The sequence below is a fragment of the Nostoc sp. genome, from assembly GCF_036917095.1.
GTDB lineage: Bacteria > Cyanobacteriota > Cyanobacteriia > Cyanobacteriales > Nostocaceae > Nostoc.
The window spans coordinates 75,822-102,268 of record NZ_JBALFH010000045.1 but is presented as its reverse complement, the minus strand read 5'-3'; the positions used below and the strand labels follow the sequence as shown (position 1 = coordinate 102,268).

The 26,447-nt window shown below is 38.1% G+C and carries 15 protein-coding genes and 3 pseudogenes; 17 read left to right on the top strand and 1 reads right to left on the bottom strand.

Annotated features, from left to right (window positions below; translation table 11 throughout):
- The first annotated feature begins 39 nt into the window (after nt 1-39).
- The 14 genes and pseudogenes from V7L01_RS28840 to V7L01_RS28775 all read left to right on the top strand — a co-directional run bounded on the left by V7L01_RS28840 (nt 40) and on the right by V7L01_RS28775 (nt 22,563).
- On the top strand, nt 40-1,056 hold the full coding sequence (locus tag V7L01_RS28840) for a fatty acid desaturase family protein (RefSeq protein WP_335040984.1): 1,017 nt from the start codon (nt 40-42) through the stop codon (nt 1,054-1,056).
- Nucleotides 1,057-1,103: 47 nt separating this feature from the next.
- Nucleotides 1,104-2,270 (top strand): aldo/keto reductase, encoded by a 1,167-nt coding sequence (locus V7L01_RS28835; protein WP_335041160.1) that lies wholly within the window; start codon nt 1,104-1,106, stop codon nt 2,268-2,270.
- A gap of 22 nt (nt 2,271-2,292) precedes the next feature.
- Nucleotides 2,293-4,095, top strand: a complete 1,803-nt coding sequence (locus V7L01_RS28830; RefSeq protein WP_335040982.1) for an ABC transporter substrate-binding protein — start codon at nt 2,293-2,295, stop codon at nt 4,093-4,095.
- A 16-nt stretch (nt 4,096-4,111) separates the two neighbouring features.
- Nucleotides 4,112-5,047, top strand: a complete 936-nt coding sequence (locus tag V7L01_RS28825) for an isopenicillin N synthase family dioxygenase (protein WP_335040980.1) — start codon at nt 4,112-4,114, stop codon at nt 5,045-5,047.
- A gap of 21 nt (nt 5,048-5,068) precedes the next feature.
- Nucleotides 5,069-6,712 carry a glycosyltransferase family 39 protein gene (locus tag V7L01_RS28820; protein ID WP_335040978.1) on the top strand — a complete coding sequence of 548 codons (1,644 nt, stop codon included), beginning with the start codon at nt 5,069-5,071 and terminating at the stop codon, nt 6,710-6,712.
- A gap of 53 nt (nt 6,713-6,765) precedes the next feature.
- Nucleotides 6,766-7,260: a GtrA family protein gene (locus tag V7L01_RS28815; protein WP_335040976.1), complete on the top strand. Its 495-nt coding sequence runs from the start codon at nt 6,766-6,768 to the stop codon at nt 7,258-7,260.
- Nucleotides 7,261-7,269: 9 nt separating this feature from the next.
- On the top strand, nt 7,270-8,403 hold the full coding sequence (locus V7L01_RS28810) for a hypothetical protein (RefSeq protein WP_335040973.1): 1,134 nt from the start codon (nt 7,270-7,272) through the stop codon (nt 8,401-8,403).
- 45 nt (nt 8,404-8,448) lie between these two features.
- Complete coding sequence (locus V7L01_RS28805) at nt 8,449-9,981, top strand: MBOAT family O-acyltransferase (protein ID WP_335040971.1); 1,533 nt, start codon at nt 8,449-8,451, stop codon at nt 9,979-9,981.
- A 91-nt stretch (nt 9,982-10,072) separates the two neighbouring features.
- Nucleotides 10,073-14,788, top strand: a complete 4,716-nt coding sequence (locus V7L01_RS28800; RefSeq protein ID WP_335040969.1) for an amino acid adenylation domain-containing protein — start codon at nt 10,073-10,075, stop codon at nt 14,786-14,788.
- 134 nt (nt 14,789-14,922) lie between these two features.
- The gene (locus V7L01_RS28795) at nt 14,923-16,296 is read left to right on the top strand and encodes an MFS transporter (protein WP_335040967.1); all 1,374 of its coding nucleotides are present in this window, start codon (nt 14,923-14,925) and stop codon (nt 16,294-16,296) included.
- Nucleotides 16,297-16,656: 360 nt separating this feature from the next.
- Nucleotides 16,657-18,675 carry an ABC transporter ATP-binding protein/permease gene (locus tag V7L01_RS28790; protein WP_335040965.1) on the top strand — a complete coding sequence of 673 codons (2,019 nt, stop codon included), beginning with the start codon at nt 16,657-16,659 and terminating at the stop codon, nt 18,673-18,675.
- Nucleotides 18,676-18,707: 32 nt separating this feature from the next.
- Nucleotides 18,708-18,965, top strand: a pseudogene (locus V7L01_RS28785) (IS701 family transposase); the annotation flags it as partial.
- Between the two features lie 444 nt (nt 18,966-19,409).
- Complete coding sequence (locus tag V7L01_RS28780; RefSeq protein ID WP_335040963.1) at nt 19,410-20,570, top strand: AAA-like domain-containing protein; 1,161 nt, start codon at nt 19,410-19,412, stop codon at nt 20,568-20,570.
- Nucleotides 20,571-21,147: 577 nt separating this feature from the next.
- Nucleotides 21,148-22,563, top strand: coding sequence for an AAA-like domain-containing protein (locus V7L01_RS28775; protein ID WP_335040961.1), 1,416 nt, complete (start codon nt 21,148-21,150; stop codon nt 22,561-22,563).
- Nucleotides 22,564-22,658: 95 nt separating this feature from the next.
- Here V7L01_RS28775 and V7L01_RS28770 read toward each other — a convergent pair.
- Nucleotides 22,659-22,766 (bottom strand): annotated as a pseudogene (locus V7L01_RS28770) (IS701 family transposase); the annotation flags it as partial.
- A 906-nt stretch (nt 22,767-23,672) separates the two neighbouring features.
- On the opposite strand from V7L01_RS28770, the gene leuB reads away from it, so the two are divergent.
- The 3 genes and pseudogenes from leuB (at nt 23,673) to V7L01_RS28760 (ending at nt 26,439) form a co-directional block, all read left to right on the top strand.
- Entirely contained in the window at nt 23,673-24,746 is a 1,074-nt protein-coding gene (leuB, locus tag V7L01_RS28765; protein WP_335040959.1) for a 3-isopropylmalate dehydrogenase, read from the top strand.
- 133 nt (nt 24,747-24,879) lie between these two features.
- Nucleotides 24,880-25,029: pseudogene (locus V7L01_RS35515) on the top strand (3-isopropylmalate dehydratase); the annotation flags it as partial.
- A gap of 78 nt (nt 25,030-25,107) precedes the next feature.
- A complete protein-coding gene (locus V7L01_RS28760; RefSeq protein WP_442937036.1) occupies nt 25,108-26,439 on the top strand; it encodes a 3-isopropylmalate dehydratase large subunit in 1,332 nt (443 codons plus the stop codon).
- Nucleotides 26,440-26,447: the final 8 nt, after the last annotated feature.

The following is a 26,447-nucleotide window of genomic DNA, read 5'->3' as shown; positions in this document are numbered from 1 at the left end:
AGTTTTTCAATTGTTATTGTCAACGTAGAGGTGAACAACATGGAAATTACAAAAAATAATCAAATAATTGAGAATGCCAGACCTAGTATTAGTGAAGTTACTCAAATATCTAATGAAGAACTTCGTATATTGCATGAGATTCCTACATTTAGACCGATTGTTCAAACATTCGTTGTCATTAGTACATATTTCATCCTCTCAGCTATTGGGTTATGGTTGAATAACTGGGCAGTGTGGTTATTAATCTGGTTTGTTCAAGGATTTTTGTTTGTCTGTTTTTTTGCAGCAATACATTATTGCTCTCACTATAGTTTGTATAAGTCAAAAAATGCTAACCGATTCATGGGTACTTTCTTATCATTAGTATTATTAATGAACTTTTCATTTCACAAATATATTCATATTGGACATCATCGAGAAGCAAAACTCAAAGGTAAAATCGTAGGAGATACCTCAGCATGGCAAACCTTTCCTAATATTAAGACCTATCTTCTTGCCTTGACATATTTTTATCCTCTCGCCGTATGCAAGAATTGGTGGTTAGTGACCAAAGATTTATATTTCGACTCTTTACAAACAGATATGCAAGAGGAATCATCCTTACCAACTAGCTTTTATTTGAGTTATTTTAAAACACCAGAACAACGCCAATTTGTCTTACAAAATAATTGGCTACTGTTGGGTTGGATTGTATTAATGGCAGGATTGACCGTAATTTTTCCTTGGATTTTGTTTTTTGGTTACTGGATACCATTAATATCTTTTGCTTCTCCATTCGGTTTTATTTTCAGTATTACAGATCACTATGGCTGTGAATCTGATTTAAATCACAACCTATGGAATGATACACGAACAATGATTTCCAACCCGATAATTAGGTTTTATTACTGGAATAATAATTATCATGTAGAGCATCATCTTTATCCAAGTATGCCACCGTGTAACTACTCCAAGATACATGAGTTAATTAAACATCACCTTGAGTATCTTGAAAAATCATACTTGATGTTCCATCTCAAAGTAATGCGGGGCTTGATTTCGGCAAAAAGTCAGTAAACATGGTTGTTTTCTTCATGAATCGCTCCAGTAAAAACACATTTATGATGCAATATCGTAGATTTGGGCGTACAGAATTGCCAATGCCAGTCTTTTCCTGTGGTGGAATGCGCTACGTCTATACTGAGTATAAGGAGCTAACTCAAGAACAAATTCCCGATGAAAATCAACAGAATTTAGAAGCCACTATTCGCCGTTCTTTAGAAGTTGGCATCAATCACATCGAAACTGCCCGAATGTATGGGACTTCTGAGATGCAATTAGGAGCGATTTTACCTAAGTTGCCTAGAGAAAAAATCATTGTTCAGACTAAGGTTACTCCTACATCTGACTCTAAAGACTTCCGCTATTTATGTGAGAAATCTTTGGGTTTATTAAAGCTAGATTACATTGACTTATTAACACTGCATGGCATTAATAATTATCAACACCTTGAAGATAGCATTCGTCCCAATGGCTGTCTAGATGTAGCGCGACAATTGCAAGCTGAAGGTAAGGTAAAGTTTATTGGCTTTTCTACCCACGCCCCAACGGACTTAATTATCAAAACCATTGAAACCAATCAATTTGATTATGTAAATCTCCACTGGTACTACATTAATCAATTCAACTGGCCCGCCATTGAAGCCGCCAAACATCATGACATGGGTGTATTTATCATTAGCCCATCAGATAAAGGTGGTATGCTTTATAAGCCTCCACAAAAGTTATTAGACTTGTGTCATCCTCTTAGCCCGATGGTGTTTAACGATCTGTTTTGTTTGAGCCATCTGCAAGTACATACTCTCAGCTTGGGCGCATCTAAACCATCAGATTTTGACGAACACTTAAAGGTTATAGAGCTTTTAGATCGAGCAGATGAAATTTTACCACCAATTTTAAATCGTTTAGAAAAAGCAGCGATCGCCACGCTCGGAAAAGACTGGTATCGCACTTGGCACACTGGTTTACCCAGATATCCAGAAACCCCTGGTGAGATTAATATTCTAGTTATTTTATGGTTGAGAAATTTAGCGATCGCTTTTGATATGTGGGAATATGCTACAAGGCGTTACAACCACTTAAATACTGCCGATCCTTGGTTTCCTGGCCTGACAGCAGAACGAGTGAGACAATTTGATCTAAGCGATTGTCTGCGTCAAAGCCCCCATGCTGATAAAATACCAGCTTTATTAGAAGATGCTCATAGGTTACTATCTCAACCTAGTCAATAATAAATTGCGGAGTAGTTTCACGATGTCGCATTCTAAGTTATTAAAAAATAATAAAAAATCTACTTTAATTCGTCATCGTTGGCTAGTAATTTTGCTGGCTTTTGTAACTGCGATCGCAATAATTATCTACAATCAAATTAACTTAAAAAATCCAGCAGCACCAATATCTCAAATTATTGTCTCTTTTCCAATTGAACCCACAACTTTTAATCCAGCTTTAATCGTAGAATCAGCTTATACTTTAAACTATACTTATGAAGGGCTAGTTAAAGAAAATGCTCGTGGAGAAATTGAACCTTGTCTAGCTGAGTCTTGGCAAACTTATGCAGATAAAAAACAAATAATTTTTACCCTCCGTAAAGGACTAAAATGGTCAGATGGTAAGCCTCTAACTGCTGAAGATGTGGTTTTTACTTACAATGAAGTTTATGCTAATCCAGCCATTCCTACATACGCTAAAGACTTCTTTCTAATTGGTAAAAACCGTACCTTTCCTACTGTGCGGAAACTTGATGATTTGCGCGTTGAATTTACATTACCTGAACCATTTGCTCCATTTATTCGGGCTACAAAACTGGAAGTTTTACCAGCCCATGCTTTCCGAAAAAGCGTCAAAGTAAAAGACCAGGAAGGCAGACCTAAATTTATGTCTACTTGGGGGATTGATACTCCACCAGAAAATATTATTGTCAACGGCCCTTACACAATAGAATCTTACACTCCCAGCCAGCGAATAATTTTCCGTAAAAATCCTTATTACTGGCGTAAAGATGCTCAAGGCAATTCGCAACCTTATATCGAGCGTGTGATTGGGCAAATTATTCCTAGTCAAGATACTTCTTTAATCCAATTCCGTTCTGGAGGATTGGATTACATCAGCGTCAATACCAATTATTTTTCATTATTAAAACATGAAGAAGGCAAAGGAAAATTTACTATCTATAATGGCGGTCTTTTTATAGGATCAACTGCTATTACTTTTAATCTTAATAAAGGTAGTAGGAATGGTCAACCACTGGTAGAGCCTATCAAATCTCGTTGGTTTAATACAGTGGAATTTAGACAAGCAATTGCCTATGGAATTAATCGCCAACAAATACTCAACAATATCTATAGGGGATTGGGTCAACTGCAAAATTCGCCAATTGCTGTACAGAGCAAGTATTATTTTCCCGTCCAAGCAGGTTTAAAGGTCTATGAATACAATCTTCAAAAAGCAAAAGAATTACTGTTAAAAGCAGGCTTTAAATATAACAATCAAAGTCAGTTATTAGACGAGCAAGGAAATATTGTCCGCTTTAGCCTAACGACGAATGCTAACAATAATATATTGCAGGCAATGGGAGTTCTCATCAAACAAAATTTGAGTGACCTTGGCATAGCTGTTGATTTCAATCCTGTTGCTACTAGCATTTTCATGAACAAACTAACTCAAACTTTCGATTGGGAATGTCAAGTGCTTGATGTTGCTGTCGGTCAAGAACCGAATGATTGGGCTAATGTTTGGTTGCCTGAGACTGGTTGGCACTTTTTTAATCAAGAATCCCAAGCAGGACAAACGCCGATAATAGGGCGACAGGTTGCAGATTGGGAACGGAAAATTGGTGATTTATACATTCAGGCAGCCTCTGAGGTGGATGAAGCAAAGCGTAAAGCTATCTATGTAGAAACTCAACGAATTACTCAGGAGTATTTGCCATTTATTTATCTAGTTAACCCTTACTCAATGGTGGCAGTACGAAATCGTATCCAAGGTATTGAACACTCTGCCCTAATAGGAACATTTTGGAACTCTTATGACCTGAAACTGACTGATATTAACTAAAGAGGATATGGTTTGTATGCAAATTCCTATCATTGATTTCAATGCTTTTCTTATAGGTGACTCAACCGCAAAAGAAGCTGTTGCTACACAAATTTCTCTTGCTATTCATGAGGTCGGATGTTTCTACCTCAAAAATTATGGTATTTCTCAGACTCTAATTGCTCAAGTCTTTTCAGAAACCGAGTGCTTTTTTGCACTACCGGAGCATGAAAAAGAACAAGTATCCTTCTTTCCAGACCGGAATCTTCGCGGATATCATAATTTTAAAAAGAGTGAAGATAAACACAACGCAAATGAGCTAATGACTGAAGGATTTCATTTTGGGAAAGAAATTACTCCTGATGAAGTTGGTGCGATTGAAGATCCTTTTTTTGAACCGAATAAATGGCCTAAAAATCCGACTCAGTTTCATGAAGTGATGATGGAATTTTTCACAGGTTGTCACGAAAGCGCCCTGAAAGTATTCCAAGCTTTGGCTATTTCCCTGAGAATTCCAGAAGATTACTTTACAAATTTATATTCAGAGCAGAATCACGGTATAGTTTTGCATCACTATCCATCTATATATCAGCCTCCAGAACTAGGAAAAGTTTATCTGGCAGAACATACCGACATCGGGACGCTGACATTTTTATTTCAAGATTCCGAAGGATTAGAAGTATATACAAATGCTGGGGAATGGGTTGTAGCGCCCTTCATTCCTGACGCAATTATAGTATTGGTTGCAGATTTAATGCAGCGATGGACAAACGATAAATTTTGCGCCACACGTCATCGAGTTATAGTTCCAACTCAATCTCACAGTGCTAAACAAAGGTACTCATGTGCCTTTTTTACAGGGCCTAATTACGATGCTGAAATTAAGTCTATTAAGACTTGCTTAGATATAGATGAAGTGCCTAAATATCCACCAATTCTTGCACAAGAATATTTCAAGCAGCCAAAAGGATAGCTACTAATTTAGATTTAATAAATGGACAAACTACAATTGCTAGCAAAATCAAATCCTCCAACTTGGTTAAAAATTCTGGTAATTAGCCTGATTGGGTTAGGTATTTTCTTTCGCTTTACCCATTTAGGGCAAAAAGTGTATTGGTACGATGAAATTGCTACATCGCTGGCAATATCTGGTCATACGCTAGCTGAGGTTAAACAAGAGGTTTTTAGCAATTGGGGGAATAATCCAGGCATAATTCCTGCGATCGCTTTAGACAAATATCAACACATTAACCCAGATCGATCTGTGGCTGATACAGTTCGCTACTTAATAACTTCAGACCCACAACATCCACCTTTGTATTATGTAATGGTGAGATTGTGGGCACAAGTATTTGGGGATTTTCCGACGGGAGTCAGGAGTTTATCAGCAGTAATCAGTCTGTTGATATTTCCTAGTGTGTATTGGTTGTGTTTAGAGTTATTTGAATCACCACTAGTAGGGTGGGTGGGAATGGCTGTGATGGGGATTTCTCCCTTGCAGGTTTTCTTTGCCCAAGATGCACGAGAATACGGTCTGTGGATGGTAACGATCCTAGTATCAAGTGCTGCATTGTTGCGAGCCATTCGCCGAGAAAGTTTCTTTACCTGGGCTGTGTATGCTCTCACCCTAGCCTTGGGATTCTACACCCATTTATTAATGGTAATGGTTGCGATCGCTCATGGTATTTATGTAGTTATTAGGCAAAAGTTTCGCTTTCACAAAACCCTGCGTAATTATTTACTGAGTTCAATAGCAGCTTGCTTAATGTTTTTACCCTGGCTAACGGTGCTTATTACTAAAGCTGACACAGCAACAAATCTTTTGTCATGGATAACATTTAAAACAGATAGCCCTTTTGACCTGATTGGAATTTGGCTCAGTCGGATTAGCCGAATATTTTTTGATTTTAATTTGGCTTCTGATGATGCTTGGGTCAATAATTTGCCTGCGGAAAGCCCTTTATTTTATAGTATTTCTACGATAATAGCCAGTTTGTTTTTAATTATTTATATAATCATTTTTTTTATAAAATATCTCTCAACTAACGCTAGTTTATTTATTGCTTTATTAGGGGGATTTCCAGGGTTAACATTGCTTTTCTACGACCTAATTTTTGGGGGAATTCGCTCTATTCATTTTCGCTATCAGTTACCGTTATACCTCAGCATCCAAATTGCTGTAGTGTATATTTTAGCTTTCCATCTTTTCTTGGCGAATAACTGGCAGAAAAACTTTTGGCAAGTCATTGTGGTAGGGTTACTCATCTCTGGGCTAGTTTCTGATGTCAGATTTTTTCAGTCTGAAACTTGGTGGCCACAAATAGGTGCTAAGAATTTGCTAGCAATGAGTCAACTTATTAATCAATCTAAGAATAATATTTTATTGGTAAGTAGCAAAAATGATTATAACTTGGGAGTTATTCTCACCTTAAGTCATAATTTAGAGCCAAAAGTTCGCTTATTTACCATACAAAATGACCAGTTACCAATAATGCCTCAAGACTATAAATCTATCTTCTTTGTTGACGACCTGGAGAATAGTTTAGCTCATCAACTTCAGCAGGATAAAACTAATTTCCTGAAATTAGTCTACCCACTTGAAGGATTTTGGCAACTCGATAAAAATCAGAAAACGTGAAGATTACTGATTGTAGCAGTCTCAATAAAAAACATTAAGAGAGTAAAAACTGAATGAAGCAATATCTTGACTATTTTAATATTATTTTTCTGAGAGATAAAATCTACTATTATCTTCATTCGGCACTTTTTAGCCGGTTTATCCGCTTTGCTGTAGTCGGTTTTAGTGGAGTATTTGTAGATTTGGGAGCATTCTATTGCTTTCATAGCTCATTATGTTTGGCGTTAACTCTGAGTGCAATGCTTTCCACAGAAATAGCAATTATTAATAATTTTCTGTGGAATGATTTATGGACGTTTGGTGATGTGTCTTTTCAGCAAAAAATCAGTCAAAAGCTGCAACGCTTTGTCAAGTTTAATCTCATTTGTTTAGTTGGGCTTATTTTCAATAGCCTAATTGTAAATTGGCTATTTTATCAATTTCAAGTGAATGAATACATAGCTAAATTGGTAGCGATCGCTTGTGTGACACTTTGGAATTTCTGGCTCAACCTGAAGATGAACTGGCAATTAACAAAGACAGAAGTAGATGTAGTTGTAGATATCTAAGGAAAAATCATGTTAAGACCACTAGTTATGTTTGGTTATAGTTTAATTTTTATAATTACTATATTTTTTTCTTCTGGATGCTTGAATCTAATTTTACCCTATTATAAGACTATCCAAAATCTTGGTGAAATCAGTGTTAAATGGCAATATTTAACTGAACACAAAGATGATTATGACGCTATTTTTCTGGGCCCAAGTACTACCTACTTTGGGGTGATCCCGAAATTGTTTGATGAATACATGACAACAGAGGGTAAAAGTGTAAAATCTTTCAACTTTGGTATCGCAGGTGCAAATGTATCAGAACTAGATTTTTACTTACAAAAAATTCTTGCTTTAGAACCAGCAAACTTAAAGTGGATATTTCTAGATTGTTCAGTTGACCTATTTACAAACATTGGTTCTACTTCCGCTCAAGAAATATACTGGCATACTCCTCGGAAAACGCTAGAAAATTTCCAATTAATTTTGGAATCATCAATCGATAATTGGAAAGTAAAAGTTCCATATATATACGCTAACTTTCAAAGCTTTATCTACCGATGGCTAGGGATTGGTCAGCTTTCGACTTTGTGGCAAGAAAGAATATTAAATTTAGATTTATCAAATTCAGATCCATTAGCAAAAGTATCTGAGGATAGACTAATACAAGAATCTGGATATTACGCAATAGATTGGCAAAAAAAAGCTGATAAATGGAAGACTATATTCCGAGCAAATGGTTTGGATACTTATCAAAAAAATCTCAAAAAGGAACAAACCAAATTAGCAAATTTAAATTCAGAAAATGCATTTAACGATCCATCTACAATATATGGAGCGAAAATGATGAAAAATATTGCTTCCCGGATTGAACAACAGCAAATTAACAAAAAGAAAATGGAAGCCATATTTTTTATTCCTCCAATTCTCGAAACTGATTCCAACCCATCTGCTATTTATAGAGCATATAAATCAGGATACATCGAGACTCTGTTCGCTTTTAATAATCCCAATAACTTTAATAATTTATATGAACTAGATCGCAGAATTGATAGCGCACATCTCAATCATCAAGGTGCTGAAGAATTCACACTTTTACTGGCGTCAGAATTTACCCAATATCTGAATAATTCTGGAGAAAAACTTATTAGTGGTATTTGAATGCCCAGTTTTTATTACCTAATCACTAATTAAATATAAATAAATATGGTATTCACAGAATTTCGATTTATATTTTTCTTCCTGATTGTTTTCTGCATCTATTGGGCTTTGCAGAAACACAATCATCGGAAATTGTGGCTGCTAGTCTGTAGTTATATTTTCTATAGTGCTTGGGATTGGCGCTTCCTTTTTTTGCTCTTGCTATCGACAGTTATTGATTACTTTGTCGGTTTAATGCTGTCTAGACCACAGGTTAATGATTTACAAAGCGCCGTATTAGAGCCAGCAATCGCAACAAGCGATATAGTAGAGAAGAGAAAAGCTACAAGTTTTGGAAATTGGGATGCTTTGCTGAATAAGCCAATCAATCAGCAGCAGCGCCAAGCATGGTTGGTACTTAGTTTAGTAGCAAATCTAGGAATATTAGGGTTTTTTAAGTACTATAATTTCTTCACTGAGTCTGCTGCAAACTTATTAGCTTTTTTAGGTTTACCTATAAGCCTTACAACCCTTAAAATTATTCTTCCCGCAGGCATTAGTTTTTACACGTTTCAAACTCTGAGTTATTCCCTTGATGCGTATTTAGGTAAACTAAAGCCTGTTAGAAGTTTTTGGGATTTTTCTCTATTTGTAACTTTTTTCCCTCAACTGGTTGCAGGGCCAATTGTCCGTGCATCTACCTTTTTACCCCAACTGCTAACCCCAAAAAACTTAAGCGAGGTTGATTTTCGAGGATGTTTAATGCTTTTTTTCGTAGGGTATTTTAAGAAAGCCTGCATTTCGGATAATCTTTCGCCTTTAGTAGAACAGTATTTCACGAATCCAGAAAATTATACTTTCTTGAGTTGTTGGATTGCTGTTATTTCTTTCGTCATCCAGATATACTGCGATTTTTCTGGTTATTCTGATATGGCGATCGCTTCAGCCGGTTTACTGGGATACAAACTACCTCTGAACTTTAATTTTCCCTACCTTTCCGGTAATATCACTGATTTGTGGCAACGTTGGCACATAACTCTCTACAGTTGGTTGCGAGACTATGTTTATATTCCTTTAATGAGAAAGCGACCAAAAGCTGAACGCACAGAACTATTTGGCTATAGAAATCTTCTCACTTTGATGCTTTTATCAGGACTCTGGCATGGGGCTGCTTGGCATTTTGTAGTTTGGGGTGGGTTAAATGGAATCGCCTTAGTTGTTCACAAGCAATGGTCATCTCGGATCGCTCCCTATAAGGAATTACTACCACTGAGAAAGATGCTAGGTATCCCCCTAACAATGTATTGGTTTTGTGCCTCTGCCATTTTCTTTCGGAGTAACGATCTCAGCAGTGCTGTACAAATAGAAAAATCCTTTTTATTCTTTAATTCTCTTGGTTATGAAAACCTAAATCTCCAAATTGCATGGATTTTTGTACCTTTAATTATTCTCCACTGGGCGACTTATAAGGGTTGGTTTGCCGATTGGTGGCGTAAAATTCCTAGTTGGAGTTTTGCTGTTTTCTTTGGGGTATTGGCTTCAGCAATATTTCGGCTGACGGCAATCAGTCCTCAACCTTTTGTCTACTTTCAGTTTTAATGTTTGATTATTCTTTTAGTGTAAAAAGAACAGTTAATTTTTTTTAACGAACCACAGAGGCGCAGAGAACACAGAGAAAGAGAGAAGATAGATGAGCAAGCTGCAAATAATTAAAAATAAAAATATTGAATCTATTTACCCTCTTTCTCCTATGCAGCAGGGTATGCTTTTTCATACTCTGTATGAGCCAGAGTCTGGGGTGTATATTGAGCAGTTCTGTTTAACGCTCTCTGGAAATCTAGATATTACAGTGCTTCAGCAGGCTTGTGTGCGAGTAGTGAAGCGTCACCCAGTTTTGCGTACCCTTGTTGTTTGGGAAAAGCAGGAAAAGCCTCTTCAAGTAGTATGTAAGCAAGTAGAGTTACCTTGGCAAAACTATGATTGGCGTTCGTTATCTTTAGAAGAACAACAAGAGCAGTTAGAAGTTTTTTTAGAAGCAGATCGAGTCAAAGGTTTTGTTCTTGACAAAGCTCCACTTATGCGATTTAGCTTAATTCAAATCGCTGATGATACTTACGAATTTGTCTGGAGCTTTCATCACTTGCTGATTGATGGCTGGAGTTGGCCAATTCTCTGCAAAGAAGTCTTTGCATTTTACAATGCCTTACTTAAAGGCAAATATTTATATTTAAATACTCCCCGTCCTTACCGATATTACATAAATTGGCTACAGCAACAAGATTTAAGAGCAGCAGAAACTTTTTGGCGACAACAACTTCATGGCTTTACTAGCCCTACCCGTTTGCTACTAGATCGGGGTGAGGCGCACATACAACAACCAAAAACCTACCACGAGCAGCACTGCTGTTTATCGGCAACTATAACTGCTGCTTTACAGTCCCAGGCACAGCAGTATCATCTGACACTTTCAACTTTTGTCCAAGCTGCTTGGGCGCTTTTACTCAGTCGCTACACCGATGAGTCTGAGGTAGTATTTGGAGCAACTGTGTCCGGTCGTCCTCCCACTTTATCGGGGGTGGAATCTATGGTGGGACTATTCATTAATACTCTACCAGTCAGGGTGAAAGTACCAACAGCAACTCCTTTATGGCAATGGCTGAGGAAATTGCAGGCTCAACAGGTAGAGCGATCGCAGTATTCTTGGTGTCCGTTAGTAGAAATTCAGGCTATTAGTGAAATTCCCCCAGAATTACCCCTGTTTGAAAGCATTGTGGTGTTTGAGAACTACCCACACGATACGTCTTTATCAAATCCAGGTGGCAGCATCCAGATTATTAAACGGCGAGTCATTGAACAAACCAATTATCCGCTCACAGTCATCGCTGTACCAGGACAAGAATTATCCCTACGCATTCTTTATGATGGTAGCCGCTTTGATGGGGAAACAATTAACCGGATGATGGGGCATCTTGTGACTTTGTTAGAGGGTATAGTTACAAATATCGAGCAGACAGTAGGAGAAATACCTATGCTAACTGCTACTGAGCAACGCCAAATATTAGTATGGAATGATACCCAAACAGACTATCCTCACAAATGTATCGCTCAGTTGTTTGAAGAACAGGTGGAACGGACACCGGATGCAGTAGCAGTGTCATTCCAATCCCAACAACTGACTTACCAGCAGTTAAATTCTCAGGCTAACAAGTTAGCGCACCATCTCCAAAAACTTGGCGTAAAACCAGAAGTGCGGGTAGGGATTTGCGTTGAGCGTTCTTTATCGATGATAGTAGGACTTTTGGCAATCCTGAAAGCTGGTGGTGCTTACGTACCTTTAGATCCGCGATCGCCCCAAGAACGCTTAACTTATATGTTGAGTGATTCTCAAGCGTCGGTATTGCTGACAGATTCATCAATTACTTTATCTGGGCAACCATTAACAGTAGTTTGCTTAGATACATCAGAGATTTTTTGCCAAAACAGTCAGGAAAATCCTGTTAGTGGAGTGATACCAGAAAACTTGGCTTATGTCATTTACACTTCTGGTTCTACAGGCAAACCCAAAGGTGTAGCCATGAGTCACCGTTCTTTGGTGAACCTTTTATATTGGCAAATGGACGAAAGTGCTTTAAGTTGTGCCAAAACTTTGCAATTTGCTTCCATCAGTTTCGATGTCTCTTTTCAAGAAATCTTCTCTACCTGGTGTAACGGCGGAACCTTAGTTTTAATCACCGCAGAAATACAAAAAGATGGGTTCGCATTATTACAGTTAATTGCCCAAGAAAAGGTGGAAAGATTATTTTTGCCCTTTGTCGCCCTTCAGCAATTAGCCCATGCTGCCTCTATTACTCAATCTTATCCTGCATCTTTGCGTCAGATTATGACAGCAGGAGAACAGTTACATATTACCCCTGTTTTAGTCAACTTTTTTAAGGAGCTTTCTGGTTGTACGCTACAAAATCAGTATGGCCCAACGGAGAGCCATGTAGTAACAAGTTTTACCTTAAAAGATGTGGCAAGCAGTTGGTCGCCACTTCCCCCTATTGGTCGGGCGATCGCAAATACGCAAATCTACATCCTTGACCGCCATCTGCAACCATTACCAATTGGAATTGCTGGAGAACTGTATATCGGCGGTGTTGCGATCGCTAGAAGTTATATTAATTCCCCGGAATTGACTGCTGAAAAATTCATTCCTAACCCGTTTGCGAAAGACGGGAGTCGTTTGTACAAGACAGGCGATCGCGCTCGATATTTAGCTGATGGCAATATCGAATTTCTCGGTCGAATTGACAATCAAGTGAAGGTGCGGGGTTTTCGCATTGAACTGGGAGAAATTGAAACCGTACTCGCCGCACACCCGCAGGTAAAAGAAGCAGTAGTTATCGCAAGGGTTGACCAATCAGAAGGCAAGCGCTTAGTCGCTTACATTGTCCCCAAACAGCACCTAGACACCAGCGAACTGCTTTGTTACCTCAAACAAAAGCTACCCGAATATATGCTACCTTCTGCTTTTGTAAAGTTGCTGGATGTACCTCTAACCCCCAGTGGTAAAATAGAACGCCGTGCTTTACCAGCACCTTTGAGTCGGGAAACACGTAACATCTCTACAGACTTGATTCCACCCCGTACTGCAACTGAAGAAGTTTTGACAGCAATCTGGAGTGATGTTTTAGGGCTAGAAAAAGTTGGTATCCACGACAACTTCTTTGCATTAGGAGGGCATTCCCTATCAGCAATGCAAGTTATTGCTCGGTTGCGAGAAACTTTCAAAGTAGAGTTACCTATAAGCTGTCTGTTTGATTACCCGACAGTAGTCGAGCTAGATCGGCAAATTTCAGAATACCGCCAAAAAGAGGCAGGGGAGCAGGGGAGCAGGGGAGCAGGGGAGCAGGGGAGCAGGGGAGCAGGGGAGCGGGGGAGAAATCATTATTTCTCATCCGCCTGTGCCCCTCTGCCCTCTTGTAAAAATGACTTGACCCCATCTCTTAAACCTGTACCTCGAAATACAAAAGAGTTGCCAATTTCTTTGACTCAGCTTGAGTTTTGGATATTAGCTCAATTGCATCCGGGCATTCCCGTCTATAATATTCCACTGGCTTATCGCTTGACGGGTTTACTCAACGTCAATGCTCTAGTGCAAAGCCTCGTGGAAATTGTGCGTCGTCACGAAGCTTTGCGAACTACTTTTGCGATCGCTAATAGGCAAGTGGTTCAGAAAATTGCTCAACAGCCCATATTGCCATTTTCGGCGGTAGATTTGCGAAAACTTTCTGAATCTAAAACTGAGCGAAAGGCTCTGGCTCAAAAATTTATCACTGACGAAAAAAACCAGCCTTTCGATCTAGAACAAGAGCCTTTGTTACGCATCAAGCTGCTACGGCTCTCTGATGCCGAGCATTTACTAATAATAACTATCCATCATCTGGTTTGTGATGGTTGGTCTGTGGATGTGTTTTTACAGGAGCTAACAAAATTATACGCAGCATTTTGTCATGGTCAGCCTTCACCGCTTCCCGATTTACCCATCCAATATGCTGACTTTGCCCATTGGCAACAGCAGTGGGTTGCTCGTCCTGCTTTCGTGTCTGACCTTAACTACTGGAAGCAGCAACTAGGAAATAGCCCACTTTTACTACAGTTACCTACTGACCGTCCGCGCTTACCAGTGCGAACTTTTCAAGGTGCAAGTCAAACTTTCATCATCCCTAAGAGCCTAACAAATGCTCTTAAACATCTGAGCCAACAGCACAATGTAACTCTATTCGTGACTCTGCTAACAGCCTTTAAAATAGTGCTATTTTATTACACCGGACAGTCAGATATTATTGTGGGCACTCCCTTTGCCAATCGCCAGCAAGTGGAAACTAAAGGGCTTATTGGATGCTTTATTAACACATTACCAATACGTACATACTTGGGGGGCGATCCAAGTTTGAGAGAGTTGCTGTATCAGGTGCGTGGATCTTTTTTAGCAGCCTCCGATCGACAACAAATTCCCTTCGTGAAGTTAGTAGAAGCACTACAGCCAAAACGAGAACCAAGCCATTCTTTACTCTATCAAGTGATGTTTAACTTCTTACCTCCATCAGATTTAAAACTGACAAATTTAACTGTTCATCCCTGGTCAGTTGAAAGTAAAACAGCGGAGTTTGATTGGGATATTTATCTTCAACAAACAACATTAGGAAGTATTGAAGGGAAATGGTGCTACAAAATAAATTTGTTTGATGCTACTACTATTAGCCGTGCGGTAACTCAGTTTCTAGTGTTGCTTGAGTTGCTAATTACTAATCCTGAATGTCGTCTAACTGACCTTTCCTTACTATTTCAGCGCCATAATTCTCAAAAGAAATCGATGGAAATTCCATCCTTGCAAGGTGCGGGAGGAATAGCCGCTCGCTAATTTAGTCATTGGTCGTTACTCATTACTACTAATGTAAATTGAGATTGTTTTTGTGGTTATAAAATTCGCTTTTGAACCACAAAGATACAGAGGTCAGATTTGGACAGTAAATTATTATGTCAGACATACAGATTATGGAAAAAACAAGACTGACTGTTTTACGGGAAATGCGGCTGTTTATCATTGTTTGGGTAGGACAGTTGATCGCCTTGATTGGTTCGAGTACCACTGCCTTTGCCTTAGATATCTGGGTTTATAATCGCACCGGATCAGTTACCCAGTTTGCTTTAGTCTCTCTGTTCAATACTCTACCGCTAATCTTAATTTCCCCGATCGCTGGGCCTCTGGTAGATAAGTGGGATCGTCGAAAGACAATGATTATCGCTGATGTCTTGGCGTGTTTGGGAACGATCGCGATCGGCGTTTTATTCGTCATCGGTCGGTTGGAAGTCTGGCACATTTACCTAGCCAATACCTTCACTGCTGTTTTCATGGCTTTTCACACACCTGCTTATACAGCATCAACAGTCTTACTAGTGCCGAAACAGCACCTCAATCGTGCCAACGGGCTAATGAGTCTGATGTTTGGTATTTCCCTAATCATTGCACCAACTCTCGGAGGTGTTTTACTAAGCATTGTCCATTTGCAAGGGATTATTTTGTTTCACGTAACGGCTGTATTTATTGCTTTTGTCTCCCTGATGCTGGTTCGGTTCCCGGAAGTTAATACAAGTGCTGTTGCCACTGCAAAAAGTTCATTTATGAGTGAAGCAACTTATGGATTTAGATATTTGATCGCTCGACCAGGACTGCTGGGATTAGTGTTATTCTCAGCCTCCAGTTTTTATCTTGTGGGAGGTATTAATGTCATCACTATTCCGCTAGTCTTAAATTTCGTTTCAGTAAGCTTTTTGGGAACTATTCTTTCGCTATTTGGCATTGCGATTTTGGCAGGTGGCTTGCTTGTCAGCATCTGGGGAGGACTAGAACGCAACATATATGCCATATACGGGTGTATGCTTTTGAGTGGCGTATTTATTTTCGTCGCCGGTTTGCAACCCTCCCTTGTCATCTTCACTGTTGGTATCTTCTTATTTTTCCTAACACAACCGATCGTTTCCAGTTCCACACAAGCTGTGATGCAAAATAAAGTAGAAGCTAGTGTACAAGGTAGAGTTTTTGCGATCAAAGGAGCGATTGAAGCAGCCGCTTTCCCTTTAGGCTACATCACGATTGGGCCTCTAGCCGAGAAGGTTTTTGAACCCTTAATGGCTACTAACGGTTCTTTAGCAGGAAGCATCGGACAAATCATCGGTGTTGGGTCAGGTCGGGGGATGGGACTTCTACTGATGATTATGGGAGTCTTGACCATTTTAGAAACCTCTATTGCCTACTTGTACCCTCGCCTACGGTTTGTGGAAGATGAACTGCCTAATGTTAGTAATGCAGTTGCGATCGCTGCTGATACAGCTTCTAGCAAGAATGATGCAGTTTCTTTGATATCCTAAATTTGGCGTTGCATAGTGGTGGTTAGATTAAAAACTCTAAGTATCTAGGCATAAATAAATTTAAAGTTTGTAGTAAGGACTTTAGTCCTGATAATCCTTGCTCTGAGCGATAAATTGCTCACTACAAACTAGGAATTTATTTTATATTTAATTATGTCTACCTACTTACTAGTTTCCAAATTATTATTTTATTTTTTAAATTTACTATTTTAAAATAGCTAATTATTAATTTGGTTCATAAATTATAAAAACTTTATATGTAGATTTAATATTTGTGTTCTATATCAAATCTTGTGTTTTTTAATAATTTCAATTTTTCTGTATTTCAATCCAAAAAAGATGTTCATTTGATTTTAAAATATGCCAACCACAGTTTCACGCGATCAATCCTTAAAGAACGATCCTTCTCCTCCGGCTTCTAAGAAATTTTGGGAGAATGTAAGAGCGATAATTCAGCCTTACTGGTATCCAACAGAGTCCGGGGAAAGAGTATTTCCAGACGTTATTCGGATATGGGGGATGCTGATTCTCCTGATTTTATTGATAATCGCGCTAGTGGGCGTAACTGCCTTTAATAGCTTCGTTACTCGCTATATAACCGATGTCATTGAAGAGAAAGATTATCCTAACTTTATTAATACGATAGTAGTTTTCGCAGCTGCTCTTGTCTGCATAACACTCTTAAACGGATTTTCTAAACTTGTCAGAAAAAAAATCGCTCTTGATTGGTACAAATGGTTAAATAATCACACATTATCAAAATATTTGAGCAATCGTGCCTATTATAAAATCAACTTTAAATCCGATATTGATAACCCAGATCAACGAATATCCCAAGAAATCGAACCCATTACCAGTAATGCTCTGAGTTTTTCAGCTATTTTCCTAGAAAAAGTGCTGGAAATGACCACTTTTTTAGTAATCCTTTGGTCAATTTCCCAATTTATTGCAATTGTTCTGATTATTTATACAGTTATAGGCAATTTGATTGCTATTTATTTGGGTCAACAATTAAATAAAATTAATCAAGAAGAACTAGAACTGAAAGCAGAATACAGTTATTCTCTGACTCATGTTCGTAATCACGCTGAATCAATAGCTTTTTTTCAGGGAGAAAACCAAGAATATAATATAATTCAACGAAGATTTATTAATCTCCTTAAAAATGTCGAACGCAAGATTAATTGGGAGAACAATCAAGAACTTTTTGATGGAGCATATAAGTCTGCTATCCAAATATTCCCATATCTGGTACTCGCACCTTTATATATGAGCGGTCAAGCTGATTTCGGAGAAGTTGTTCAAGCCAGTGTAGCTTGTAATCAGTTTGCCTCGGCTATGGCAACATTAATTAGAGAATTTGGGACTTCTGGGCGATTTTCTAGTTATGTTGAGCGTTTATCTGAGTTTTCAGATGCGTTAGAAGCAGTTACCAAACAACCAGAGAATGTCGGTACTATTAAAACAATAGAAGAAAACCGTTTAGCTTTCGAGAATGTCACCTTACAAACGCCAAACTATGAACAGGCGATCGTTGAAGATTTGTCACTTTCTGTTCAACCAGGAGAAGGCTTATTGATTGTTGGGCCGAGTGGGCGAGGTAAAAGTTCTCTGTTGAGAGCGATCGCTGGTTTGTGGAATGCGGGAACTGGCCGTTTGGTACGACCTCCCCTAAAAGAAGTATTATTCTTACCCCAACGGCCTTATATCATTTTAGGGACTTTGCGCGAACAGTTACTTTATCCTAATACGAATCGTCAAATGACCGACGCAGAACTCAAAGATGTTTTGCAACAAGTAAACTTGCAAAACTTACTAAGTCGAGTTGAAGGCTTTGATACTGAAGTTCCTTGGGAAAATATATTATCTCTGGGAGAACAACAACGCCTTGCCTTTGCACGGCTGTTAGTTACTCATCCTAATTTTACTATCTTAGATGAAGCAACAAGTGCCTTAGATTTAACAAATGAAGGAAGTTTATATCAACAGTTACAAGATACCAAAACAACGTTTATTAGTGTTGGACATAGAGAAAGTCTATTTAATTATCATCAATGGGTTTTAGAACTAGCACAAGATTCTAGTTGGCAACTTGTATCTGTGCAGGATTATCAGTTGCAAAAAGCAAAAGAAAATGTCACTAATCCTTCCGAAAATACTGAAATTACAATAGATAATTCATCTCAAGAACAATACCAAAATGAGTCAGAAATCAGTACAAGCAAAAGGCTTTCTCATAAGGAAATGAATGCATTAACGTACTATTCCATTTCCACTATTAGAAGTAAGGCGAGCAAAGGAGAATCTATCACTACTACGGACGGCTTAACCTATCGCTATGATAAAGATACTAAAGTGCTGAAATGGGTGAGAGTTTAGCGGCTACCATCCGTGAGGAGCTAAGATGAAGATTAAAAGAATATCAAGTTTGAGATAAAAGAAGCCTACTTCGACATTTTATCTTGGTTTTTTGCGCCTATACTTTTATCCTTTGGCATCAGATGACTGGGGGTCTGAGACGAAGGTGGGCTTCCAAACCTTTGAACACTTTTACTGAAGCTTTAGATGCCTTTAGAACAGCTATGTCTTTTCGATTTTTTGATTGGTTGACTCATAATCGTGACGTGTTTGCCGCTTATAAAGCTAGTTTAGGCTACATTTGGGCTTAATTTTTGTTTAAGTCCCGTTAACTGTCTTAACTATCTCAAGAATTTACTTAAATGTCTTAACTTTCCTTGATTTTTCTTTTTAGGTAAGAGAAGATAAGCCTGCAAATGATATTTTTTATTAGGCGATTGCTATTTAATTATCTTAAAAAAACAAAAAAATTTGCTTTCTTTATAGTTTAATTTAAACGCAATTAAGAGGAAGCAAGTGCAATGATTGACAAAGCTAGGTATATAGCATAAAAGTTATAAATCAACTATTCCCTGAGAGGGATGAAACAGGGCGATCGCCATCAAAGAATGCAACTAAAGATAAGATAGTTAAAACTTAAGTAACAGTAAAAATAATGAAAACAAGAGTTAAATCATATCAGAATATTGTTGTATTTAAATATACTATCGCTTATAAAAGAACAAGTATCCCTATTTATGGGGATTGACTTGACTATGAGATATCAGGTTGGTGGTAGCCTGAAGTATGATGACTCTACATATATTGTCCGTCAAGCAGACGAACAACTTTATACTGGATTAAAAACAGGAGATTTTTGTTACGTCTTCAACTCGCACCAAACAGGGAAATCATCTCTACTACACCGGACTATTCATCGCTTAGAAAAAGAAAATTATATATGTGTTTATCTGAATTCATTCCTATTAGCTAGTAATCAAATTACACATGTACAATGGTATAAAGGTATTATTTTCAGCTTGTTTCACAAGTTAAATCTGACAGAGCGAATCAACTTTGAAACTTGGTGCGAGCAACAATCAGAACTTGATACTGTACAACGACTGTATCAATTTGTTGCACAGGTGTTGCTGAGAGAAGTTCAAAATAATCGCATTTTCATTTTTATCGATAATATTAATAGCCTGCTAAGTTTGAATTTTCCGGTCAACGATTTTTTTATCTGGATTCGTTACTGTTATGAGCAGCAAGCACACAACCCAAGTTTTCAACGCTTGGGTTTTGCTTTGTTTGGTGTAGCTAGTCCATCTAACCTAATTGCCGATCGACATCGAACGCCCTTTAACATTGGTCGAGCAATTAAGTTATGTGACTTTCAATTACATGAAGCTATGCCCCTGCTTGAAGGCTTAGAAGAAGTAGTCAGCCAGCCACAAGTAATATTGCAGCATATTATTCATTGGACAAGAGGACAACCGTTTCTCACTCAAAAGCTTTGTCAGTTAGTTGTGCAAGTTGCCTTAGAAAGTGATAAGGCACCGATTACCATACCGAACGGTGCTGAAGGATATTGGGTAGAACAATTGGTGCGATCGCGCATTATTCAACATTGGGAATTCCAAGATGAACCTCAACATCTCCGTACCATAAGAGATCGCTTACTTTTTGACGAACACAAAGCAGGAAAGTTATTAAATATTTATCAACAGGTGTTACAAGTAGAGGAACTAAGCAATAGGAACCCGATAGAGAACTTGATACCAGCCAATAATAGTGAAGAACAGACAGAACTGTTGCTATCTGGTTTAGTGGAAAATTATAACGGCTATTTGAGAGTTAAAAATCCGATTTACCGGAGTGTTTTCACTCCTCAATGGGTATCAAGACAGTTAGAAAATCTTCCCTTTTCTTGGTAGAAGCTAGTAATCAGAATACATCTGTTAGGCTTCTGCATTACTTATCTGATAAATAAGTATAAATTACTACTAAATTATATACGATCTATTCGTATATCTTTGGACTTTTCTTGTGCGTAATTTCTGCCAATTTTTTAACCAAGTCGTGATTACAGATAGTTCCACAACTATTAATACTTAGTATTTAAAGTTTTACTAAAGCGATAATATTTTTGCAACACCCCAACAAGAAGCAATAAAATATACAAGTAAAAAATATTACATTATTTGATCGCATTTGTACAAATTCACGTAAATACAAAAACTTCATTTATTCGGAGAGTTTTTGCAAGACAACCATCAAAACAGCGATTGGAAAAGTAGGAAAAGTAGGAAAAGTAGGAGAAATAGATCATTGATGCCAGTGGTTACCATCAAGCTACTATAATGTAACTTAGTTTATTAAAGTTCCAATGGATTATAGAAAAAATGAAATTAAAGTGTATCAAAAATTCCTAAGCTATATTCCAGTTTCAGTAGTCAAATAGAAAAAATTATTGCTTGTGACACTCATTTATAACAACTACTTGGGATAGCCATGTATAAAACTAAACGCGCACGCGGAGTTGTACTAACTTCCACAGGGATTAAACGGTTACAATCAGCAATTCTTTCTGTGGAGATAGTAGAAAATAAAGGCGAACACTTGAGTTTAGAAGAAATAAGCTCGCGCATTCATGTTTCTAGTAGAACTTTGAGTAAATTATGGTCTTTAAGTGAAAGTGTAGATCAAAAAACTATAAAACTCTGCTTTAGCGCTTTTAATCTAGAATTACACAGCGAAGATTACACCATAGTCAACAAAGCAAATGAGAATGAAACATCTGAATTATTGCCTATTGCAAATATAGAAAAAGATTTATCTCAACCTTCTGAATTAACCTCATTTGTCGAAAAAGATCACACACAAACTGAACAGATAGAAAATCTTTGGTCATACCCAGATGGCCCCGTACCTTTAGATTCTCACTTTTATATTGAACGTCCTCCACTAGAGAGAAAAGTTTATCGAGAAATAACTACTAGTGGCTGTGTGATTCGGATTAGATCCCCCAAACAGATGGGTAAAAGTTCTCTTGTGTTGAGGCTTTGTGCCTTTGCACACAAACTTGGGTATCAGACTGTAAATGTGAATTGCTACCAATTCGATAGTGAGTGTCTAACTGATTTAAATAAACTGTTGCGTCGTCTTTGCTGGAAAATTGCAACAGGGTTAGGTATTGACCCCAATCTTAAGCAAAAGTGGAATGAAGAAATTGGCTACAACTTGAGTAGCGGCTTCTATTTAGAAAACTATTTGCTCGTTCAATGTCAAAACCCAGTAGTTTTGATATTGAATGAAGTTGACCGTTTTTTTGAATACCCTCACATTTGTCAAGAGTTTTTTGCATTGTTGCGGTCATGGTGTGAGGAAGCACGACACAATCCCAACTGGCAAAAGCTGAGGTTAGTAATGGTTTACTCAACCGAAGACTATATCTCTATGGATATTAATCTTTCTCCTTTTAATATTGGTCTACCTATTCGTTTGAACGATTTTACTCAACCACAAGTAGAAGATTTAGCTAGGCGGTATAGTTTAGACTCGTTTAAAGCTAAAGATTTGGCCAAACTGATGTCATTAGTAGGAGGACATCCAGCACTAATTCAGATTAGTTTGTACTATCTTAAGTCTCAAGAAATGACCCTGGAAGAAATAATAGAGGAAGCGATCGCCAATGGTGGCATCTACCGCGATCATTTATGGCGACAGTTGATCAAACTGCAAGAAAATCCTAGACTGGCAAAGACCTTTGCTGAAATTCTGGCAGCAAAGCAAGATATTTCTCTTAATCCTATTGACACTTCCAAGCTTGAAGGTTTGGGATTAATTCGCTTTGAGGGCGATCGCGTCTTACCCCGTTACGGACTCTACCAGTCCTATTTTGCAAAACAGCTATCGACAATTGTCTGATAAAGCAACTATTAGGCACTCATTCAATATCAAGTACTGCGTAGGTGCAGCCCAACCTAGGCATCGCAGGATGCTGAGAATATTTAAATGCATCTAATTTTATCATGACTAATCTGCTCTAAATGCTCTGCCAAATTTGTCAGAGTATAATTAATCTGACTACTTAATAAATACTGGCAATAGTTAAGTTTAGTAAATCTCATAAACTACAAGATTTATTTTATGCATACTCAACTCATTTTTTCATAATTTTAAAAACACTTAATACAGCCAATTACTGTTATTAATTTCAGCAATGCCCTCTGGGTACGCCACCTTAATATAGTACTTAAATACTATAAAATTGCGATGCCTGCGGCGAGCGAAGCTATCGCGCTGTTCCAGTTGCGTAAGTCCTGAAACAGATAAAGACTTCATTTAGGGGCTTTAATGCTGGCGGATCAAAAATTAGCCAATTTTAAATACTTTTTTATGGTTTTAACTTTCTTAACTTTCCTAACTTTCTTAACTGTCATTTTAACTTTCTTAACTGCTATTGTATTTTCTTGGTAAATCTGAGATTATGTTTAAATAAAGTTCTAATATTAACTTTATATGAGTTGTACAAACAAATAAAAACTTTGCTTAGTAATCATTCCGGCTCTTACAGTTTTATGCATATTGCAATAATTTAATATAAGCAGTTTGATGTTAATAAAGTAAGTTATTCGAGAATAATCTTAATATTAATTACAGGAATCCATCTATTATCCATAATTAATTTAACAAAAAGTTTTATCATAATAAATAATAAAAATATAAGCGTAAACATGAATGCCTATAATCTAGTTTGAGCAAATCTATTACAATAGAAATCATGCTAATAGTAAATATTGTACATAAAAAGTCACAGCCTTATATCAGAATTTATACTCTATCTTGTGGGTGATAAAAATAAGTATATAGTTGTTCGTTACTATTTTTTATGGTCAATTTGAATATATAAATTTAAATATAAATTAATATTTTATTATCTTAATCATGGTAGTTCTAACTTAATAATATTAAAATATAGAATATATGAATACTTATTAATTAACAAATACGGAAAAATGAAGCCTTTAAATAATATGTCTTATCGTATTGTTGCTATTAGTGGAGAAGGAATTGGCCCAGAAGTTGTGGAAGCTTCTCTAAGAGTTTTGCAACTTGTTGCAAAACTAGAAGGATTTAGCTTGCAGGTAGACTATGGTTGGCTTGGCGCAACAGCCTTAAAACAATTTGGTAGTTACTTTCCACAAGTTACAGCCGAACTATGCAATGGATCTAATGGAATTGTATTTGGTGCAGTGACTCAGGGCGGACTGCTAGAACTGCGAAAGCATTACGATTTTTTTTGCAATCTGCGACCAATTCGGATTGTTAATAGTTTGGTAAATAAATCTAGTCTGCGACCAGAAAAAGTTCAAGGACTCGATATACTCATCATTCGAGAACTAGTCAGTGGGATTTATTTTGGCCCGGCAGGAAGGTCTTTTGATGAAAAGGGTGCTTATGGCTACCACACCATGCTCTATTACGATGAAGAGATTCGGCGGATAGCTCGTCAAGCCTTGGGAAAAGCCCAACAGCGTCGAGGATTGCTGACTGTAGCCCACAAAGAAAATGCCTTGCCTCATTTGCCTTGGACTCGTTTAGTGCAAGAAGAAGCTCTACAGTTTCCAGATGTTGTTGTTGAACCAATGCTAGTGGATAACTTAGCCATGCAAATGGTACTTAATCCCCAGAGATTCGATGTAATTTTGGCAAGCAATCTGTTCGGAGATATTCTCAGTGATATTGGTGGAGCGTTAGTTGGTTCGCTTGGCTTATTAGGGTCAGCCAGTCTGAATGCTTATGGATTTGGGCTATACGAAGCAGTTCACGGTACGGCTTCAGACATTGCAGGGTTAGGAATTGCTAATCCTTTAGGAACTTTGGCAGCTTGTGTTTTAATGCTCCAGCAGTGGGGAGAATTGGGTGCTGCCCAACGAATTATGGCAGCGCAAGAGAGAGTTTTAGCTAAAGGATATCGGACAGCTGATTTGTCTCCTCAAGGAGCAGAAATATTGGTGAATACAGAAACATTAGTTGACCTTTTACTAGAAGAACTTTCCAATGAGCAACATTCTGAACTCAAGGAGCTTTATGAATCAATTAAATAAAGTTTTACGCTTAGAAGATGATATTAATACTGATGATATTATTCCTGCCAATCGAGCCACAACTTACGATCCGGAAAATTTAAAACAATATGCTTTAGAACATTTGATTGGTGTAGGGGAGCTATTAAAATATAACGTCATTGTTGCCGGGGAAAATTTCGGCTGTGGTTCGAGTCGAGAAATTGCCCCTGTTGCCCTCAAAGCCGCAGGAATTGAAAAGATTCAGGCGAAATCCTTTGGAGAAATTTTTTATCGCAACAGCATCAATATTGGACTGCCCTTAGAAATTTTAGGAGAAAAACAAGAGAATCCTGTAGTAAATGCGATCGCTCAAGCAGGTGGACTGATACCTTTTAATCAAATGCGTCGTCAGGGAGAAATCAGCATTCCTCAAAGCGTAACTCCCAAACGACCCATGACTTTAGTGGAAAAACTCTTAGCTAAAGCCTCTGGTAATCCCTACGTCCGTCCCAAAGAAGTAGTTTTTGCCCAGGTCGATTTAGCTTTATCTCATGATGCCGTCGCTGGGCCTGTCGCCACGACATTTTATAAACACTATGGAGAAGATGCCAAGCTGTGGGATGCTCAAAAGTTAGTTCTAGTAGCAGACCACTTTATCCAAGTCAATGACATTCGTAGCGATCGCAAAGCCAATGTCATGTATGAGGAGATGATTCAGTTTGCCCAAGAGCAAGGCTGTCATTTATTTGACATAGTTTCCCCAGGCGAAGCTGCGGGCATCTGTCACGTCTTACTACCAGAAAAAGGATTTGTCAGACCAGGAATGATAATTGCTGGTACAGACTCCCATACCTGTACCTACGGAGCATTAGGAGCTTTTTCCGCCGGCGTCGGGACTACAGATATGGCCAATATCTATGCAATGGGGGATATGTGGATTCGGGTTCCCTCAACATTAGTATTCGAGTTGAATGGAACGCTACCTCCGCATATCAGCGCCAAAGATATTATCTTGTTTATTCTGGGACAAATCGGCTGTGCTGGTGCTAGTAGTAAAGTAATGGAGTTTCGCGGGTCAATCCTAGAACAACTGCCTTTTGATGAACGATTGACTCTAGCTAATATGGCCGTTGAGTGTGGTGCTATCTGTGGGTTGATTGTGCCTGATGAGACTACCCGAAATTATGTGAAAAGTCGCACTGCACAGAAATTTACAGAAATTGTTGGCGATCCTGATGCTGAGTACGAAAAAGTGTATCAATTTGACCTCAGTAATCTAGAACCGCAAGTTGCCCGTCCCCCGAAACCGGATCGGGTAGTACCGATTAGTCAGTTAGAAGAAGTTCCAATTACCAAAGCTTTTATTGGTTCTTGTACAGGCGGCAAACTCTATGATTTAGCTCAGGCTGCTGAAGTTTTGCAGGGTCGGCAATTGGCAGAGGGCGTGAACTTGTTTATAGTCCCGGCAAGCATAGAAATTAGAGACAAAGCACAAAAGTTAGGCTATCTCGACATTTTTACCCAAGCAGGCGCACAAATTCTCAAGTCAGGTTGTGGAGCTTGTATTAATTCAGGAATTGGAGTTTTGGACAAAGAAGAAACAGGCATTTATGCAACCAATCGTAATTTTAAAGGACGCAGTGGCGATCCTACAGGCAAAAATTATTTGGCATCCCCAAGAACGGTTGCGATATCAGCTGTAAAAGGCAAAATTAGCCACTCTCTTGATTAAAAATAAAG

Coding starts and splice junctions, on each gene's coding strand:
- V7L01_RS28815 (WP_335040976.1), top strand. CDS start 6,766: ATGAAGCAATATCTTGACTATTTTAATATTATTTTTCTGAGAGATAAA.
- V7L01_RS28775 (WP_335040961.1), top strand. CDS start 21,148: ATGTATAAAACTAAACGCGCACGCGGAGTTGTACTAACTTCCACAGGG.
- V7L01_RS28795 (WP_335040967.1), top strand. CDS start 14,923: ATGGAAAAAACAAGACTGACTGTTTTACGGGAAATGCGGCTGTTTATC.
- V7L01_RS28805 (WP_335040971.1), top strand. CDS start 8,449: ATGGTATTCACAGAATTTCGATTTATATTTTTCTTCCTGATTGTTTTC.
- V7L01_RS28835 (WP_335041160.1), top strand. CDS start 1,104: ATGCAATATCGTAGATTTGGGCGTACAGAATTGCCAATGCCAGTCTTT.
- V7L01_RS28840 (WP_335040984.1), top strand. CDS start 40: ATGGAAATTACAAAAAATAATCAAATAATTGAGAATGCCAGACCTAGT.
- V7L01_RS28800 (WP_335040969.1), top strand. CDS start 10,073: ATGAGCAAGCTGCAAATAATTAAAAATAAAAATATTGAATCTATTTAC.
- V7L01_RS28790 (WP_335040965.1), top strand. CDS start 16,657: ATGCCAACCACAGTTTCACGCGATCAATCCTTAAAGAACGATCCTTCT.
- leuB (WP_335040959.1), top strand. CDS start 23,673: ATGTCTTATCGTATTGTTGCTATTAGTGGAGAAGGAATTGGCCCAGAA.
- V7L01_RS28780 (WP_335040963.1), top strand. CDS start 19,410: ATGAGATATCAGGTTGGTGGTAGCCTGAAGTATGATGACTCTACATAT.
- V7L01_RS28825 (WP_335040980.1), top strand. CDS start 4,112: ATGCAAATTCCTATCATTGATTTCAATGCTTTTCTTATAGGTGACTCA.
- V7L01_RS28830 (WP_335040982.1), top strand. CDS start 2,293: ATGTCGCATTCTAAGTTATTAAAAAATAATAAAAAATCTACTTTAATT.
- V7L01_RS28760 (WP_442937036.1), top strand. CDS start 25,108: ATGCGTCGTCAGGGAGAAATCAGCATTCCTCAAAGCGTAACTCCCAAA.
- V7L01_RS28810 (WP_335040973.1), top strand. CDS start 7,270: ATGTTAAGACCACTAGTTATGTTTGGTTATAGTTTAATTTTTATAATT.
- V7L01_RS28820 (WP_335040978.1), top strand. CDS start 5,069: ATGGACAAACTACAATTGCTAGCAAAATCAAATCCTCCAACTTGGTTA.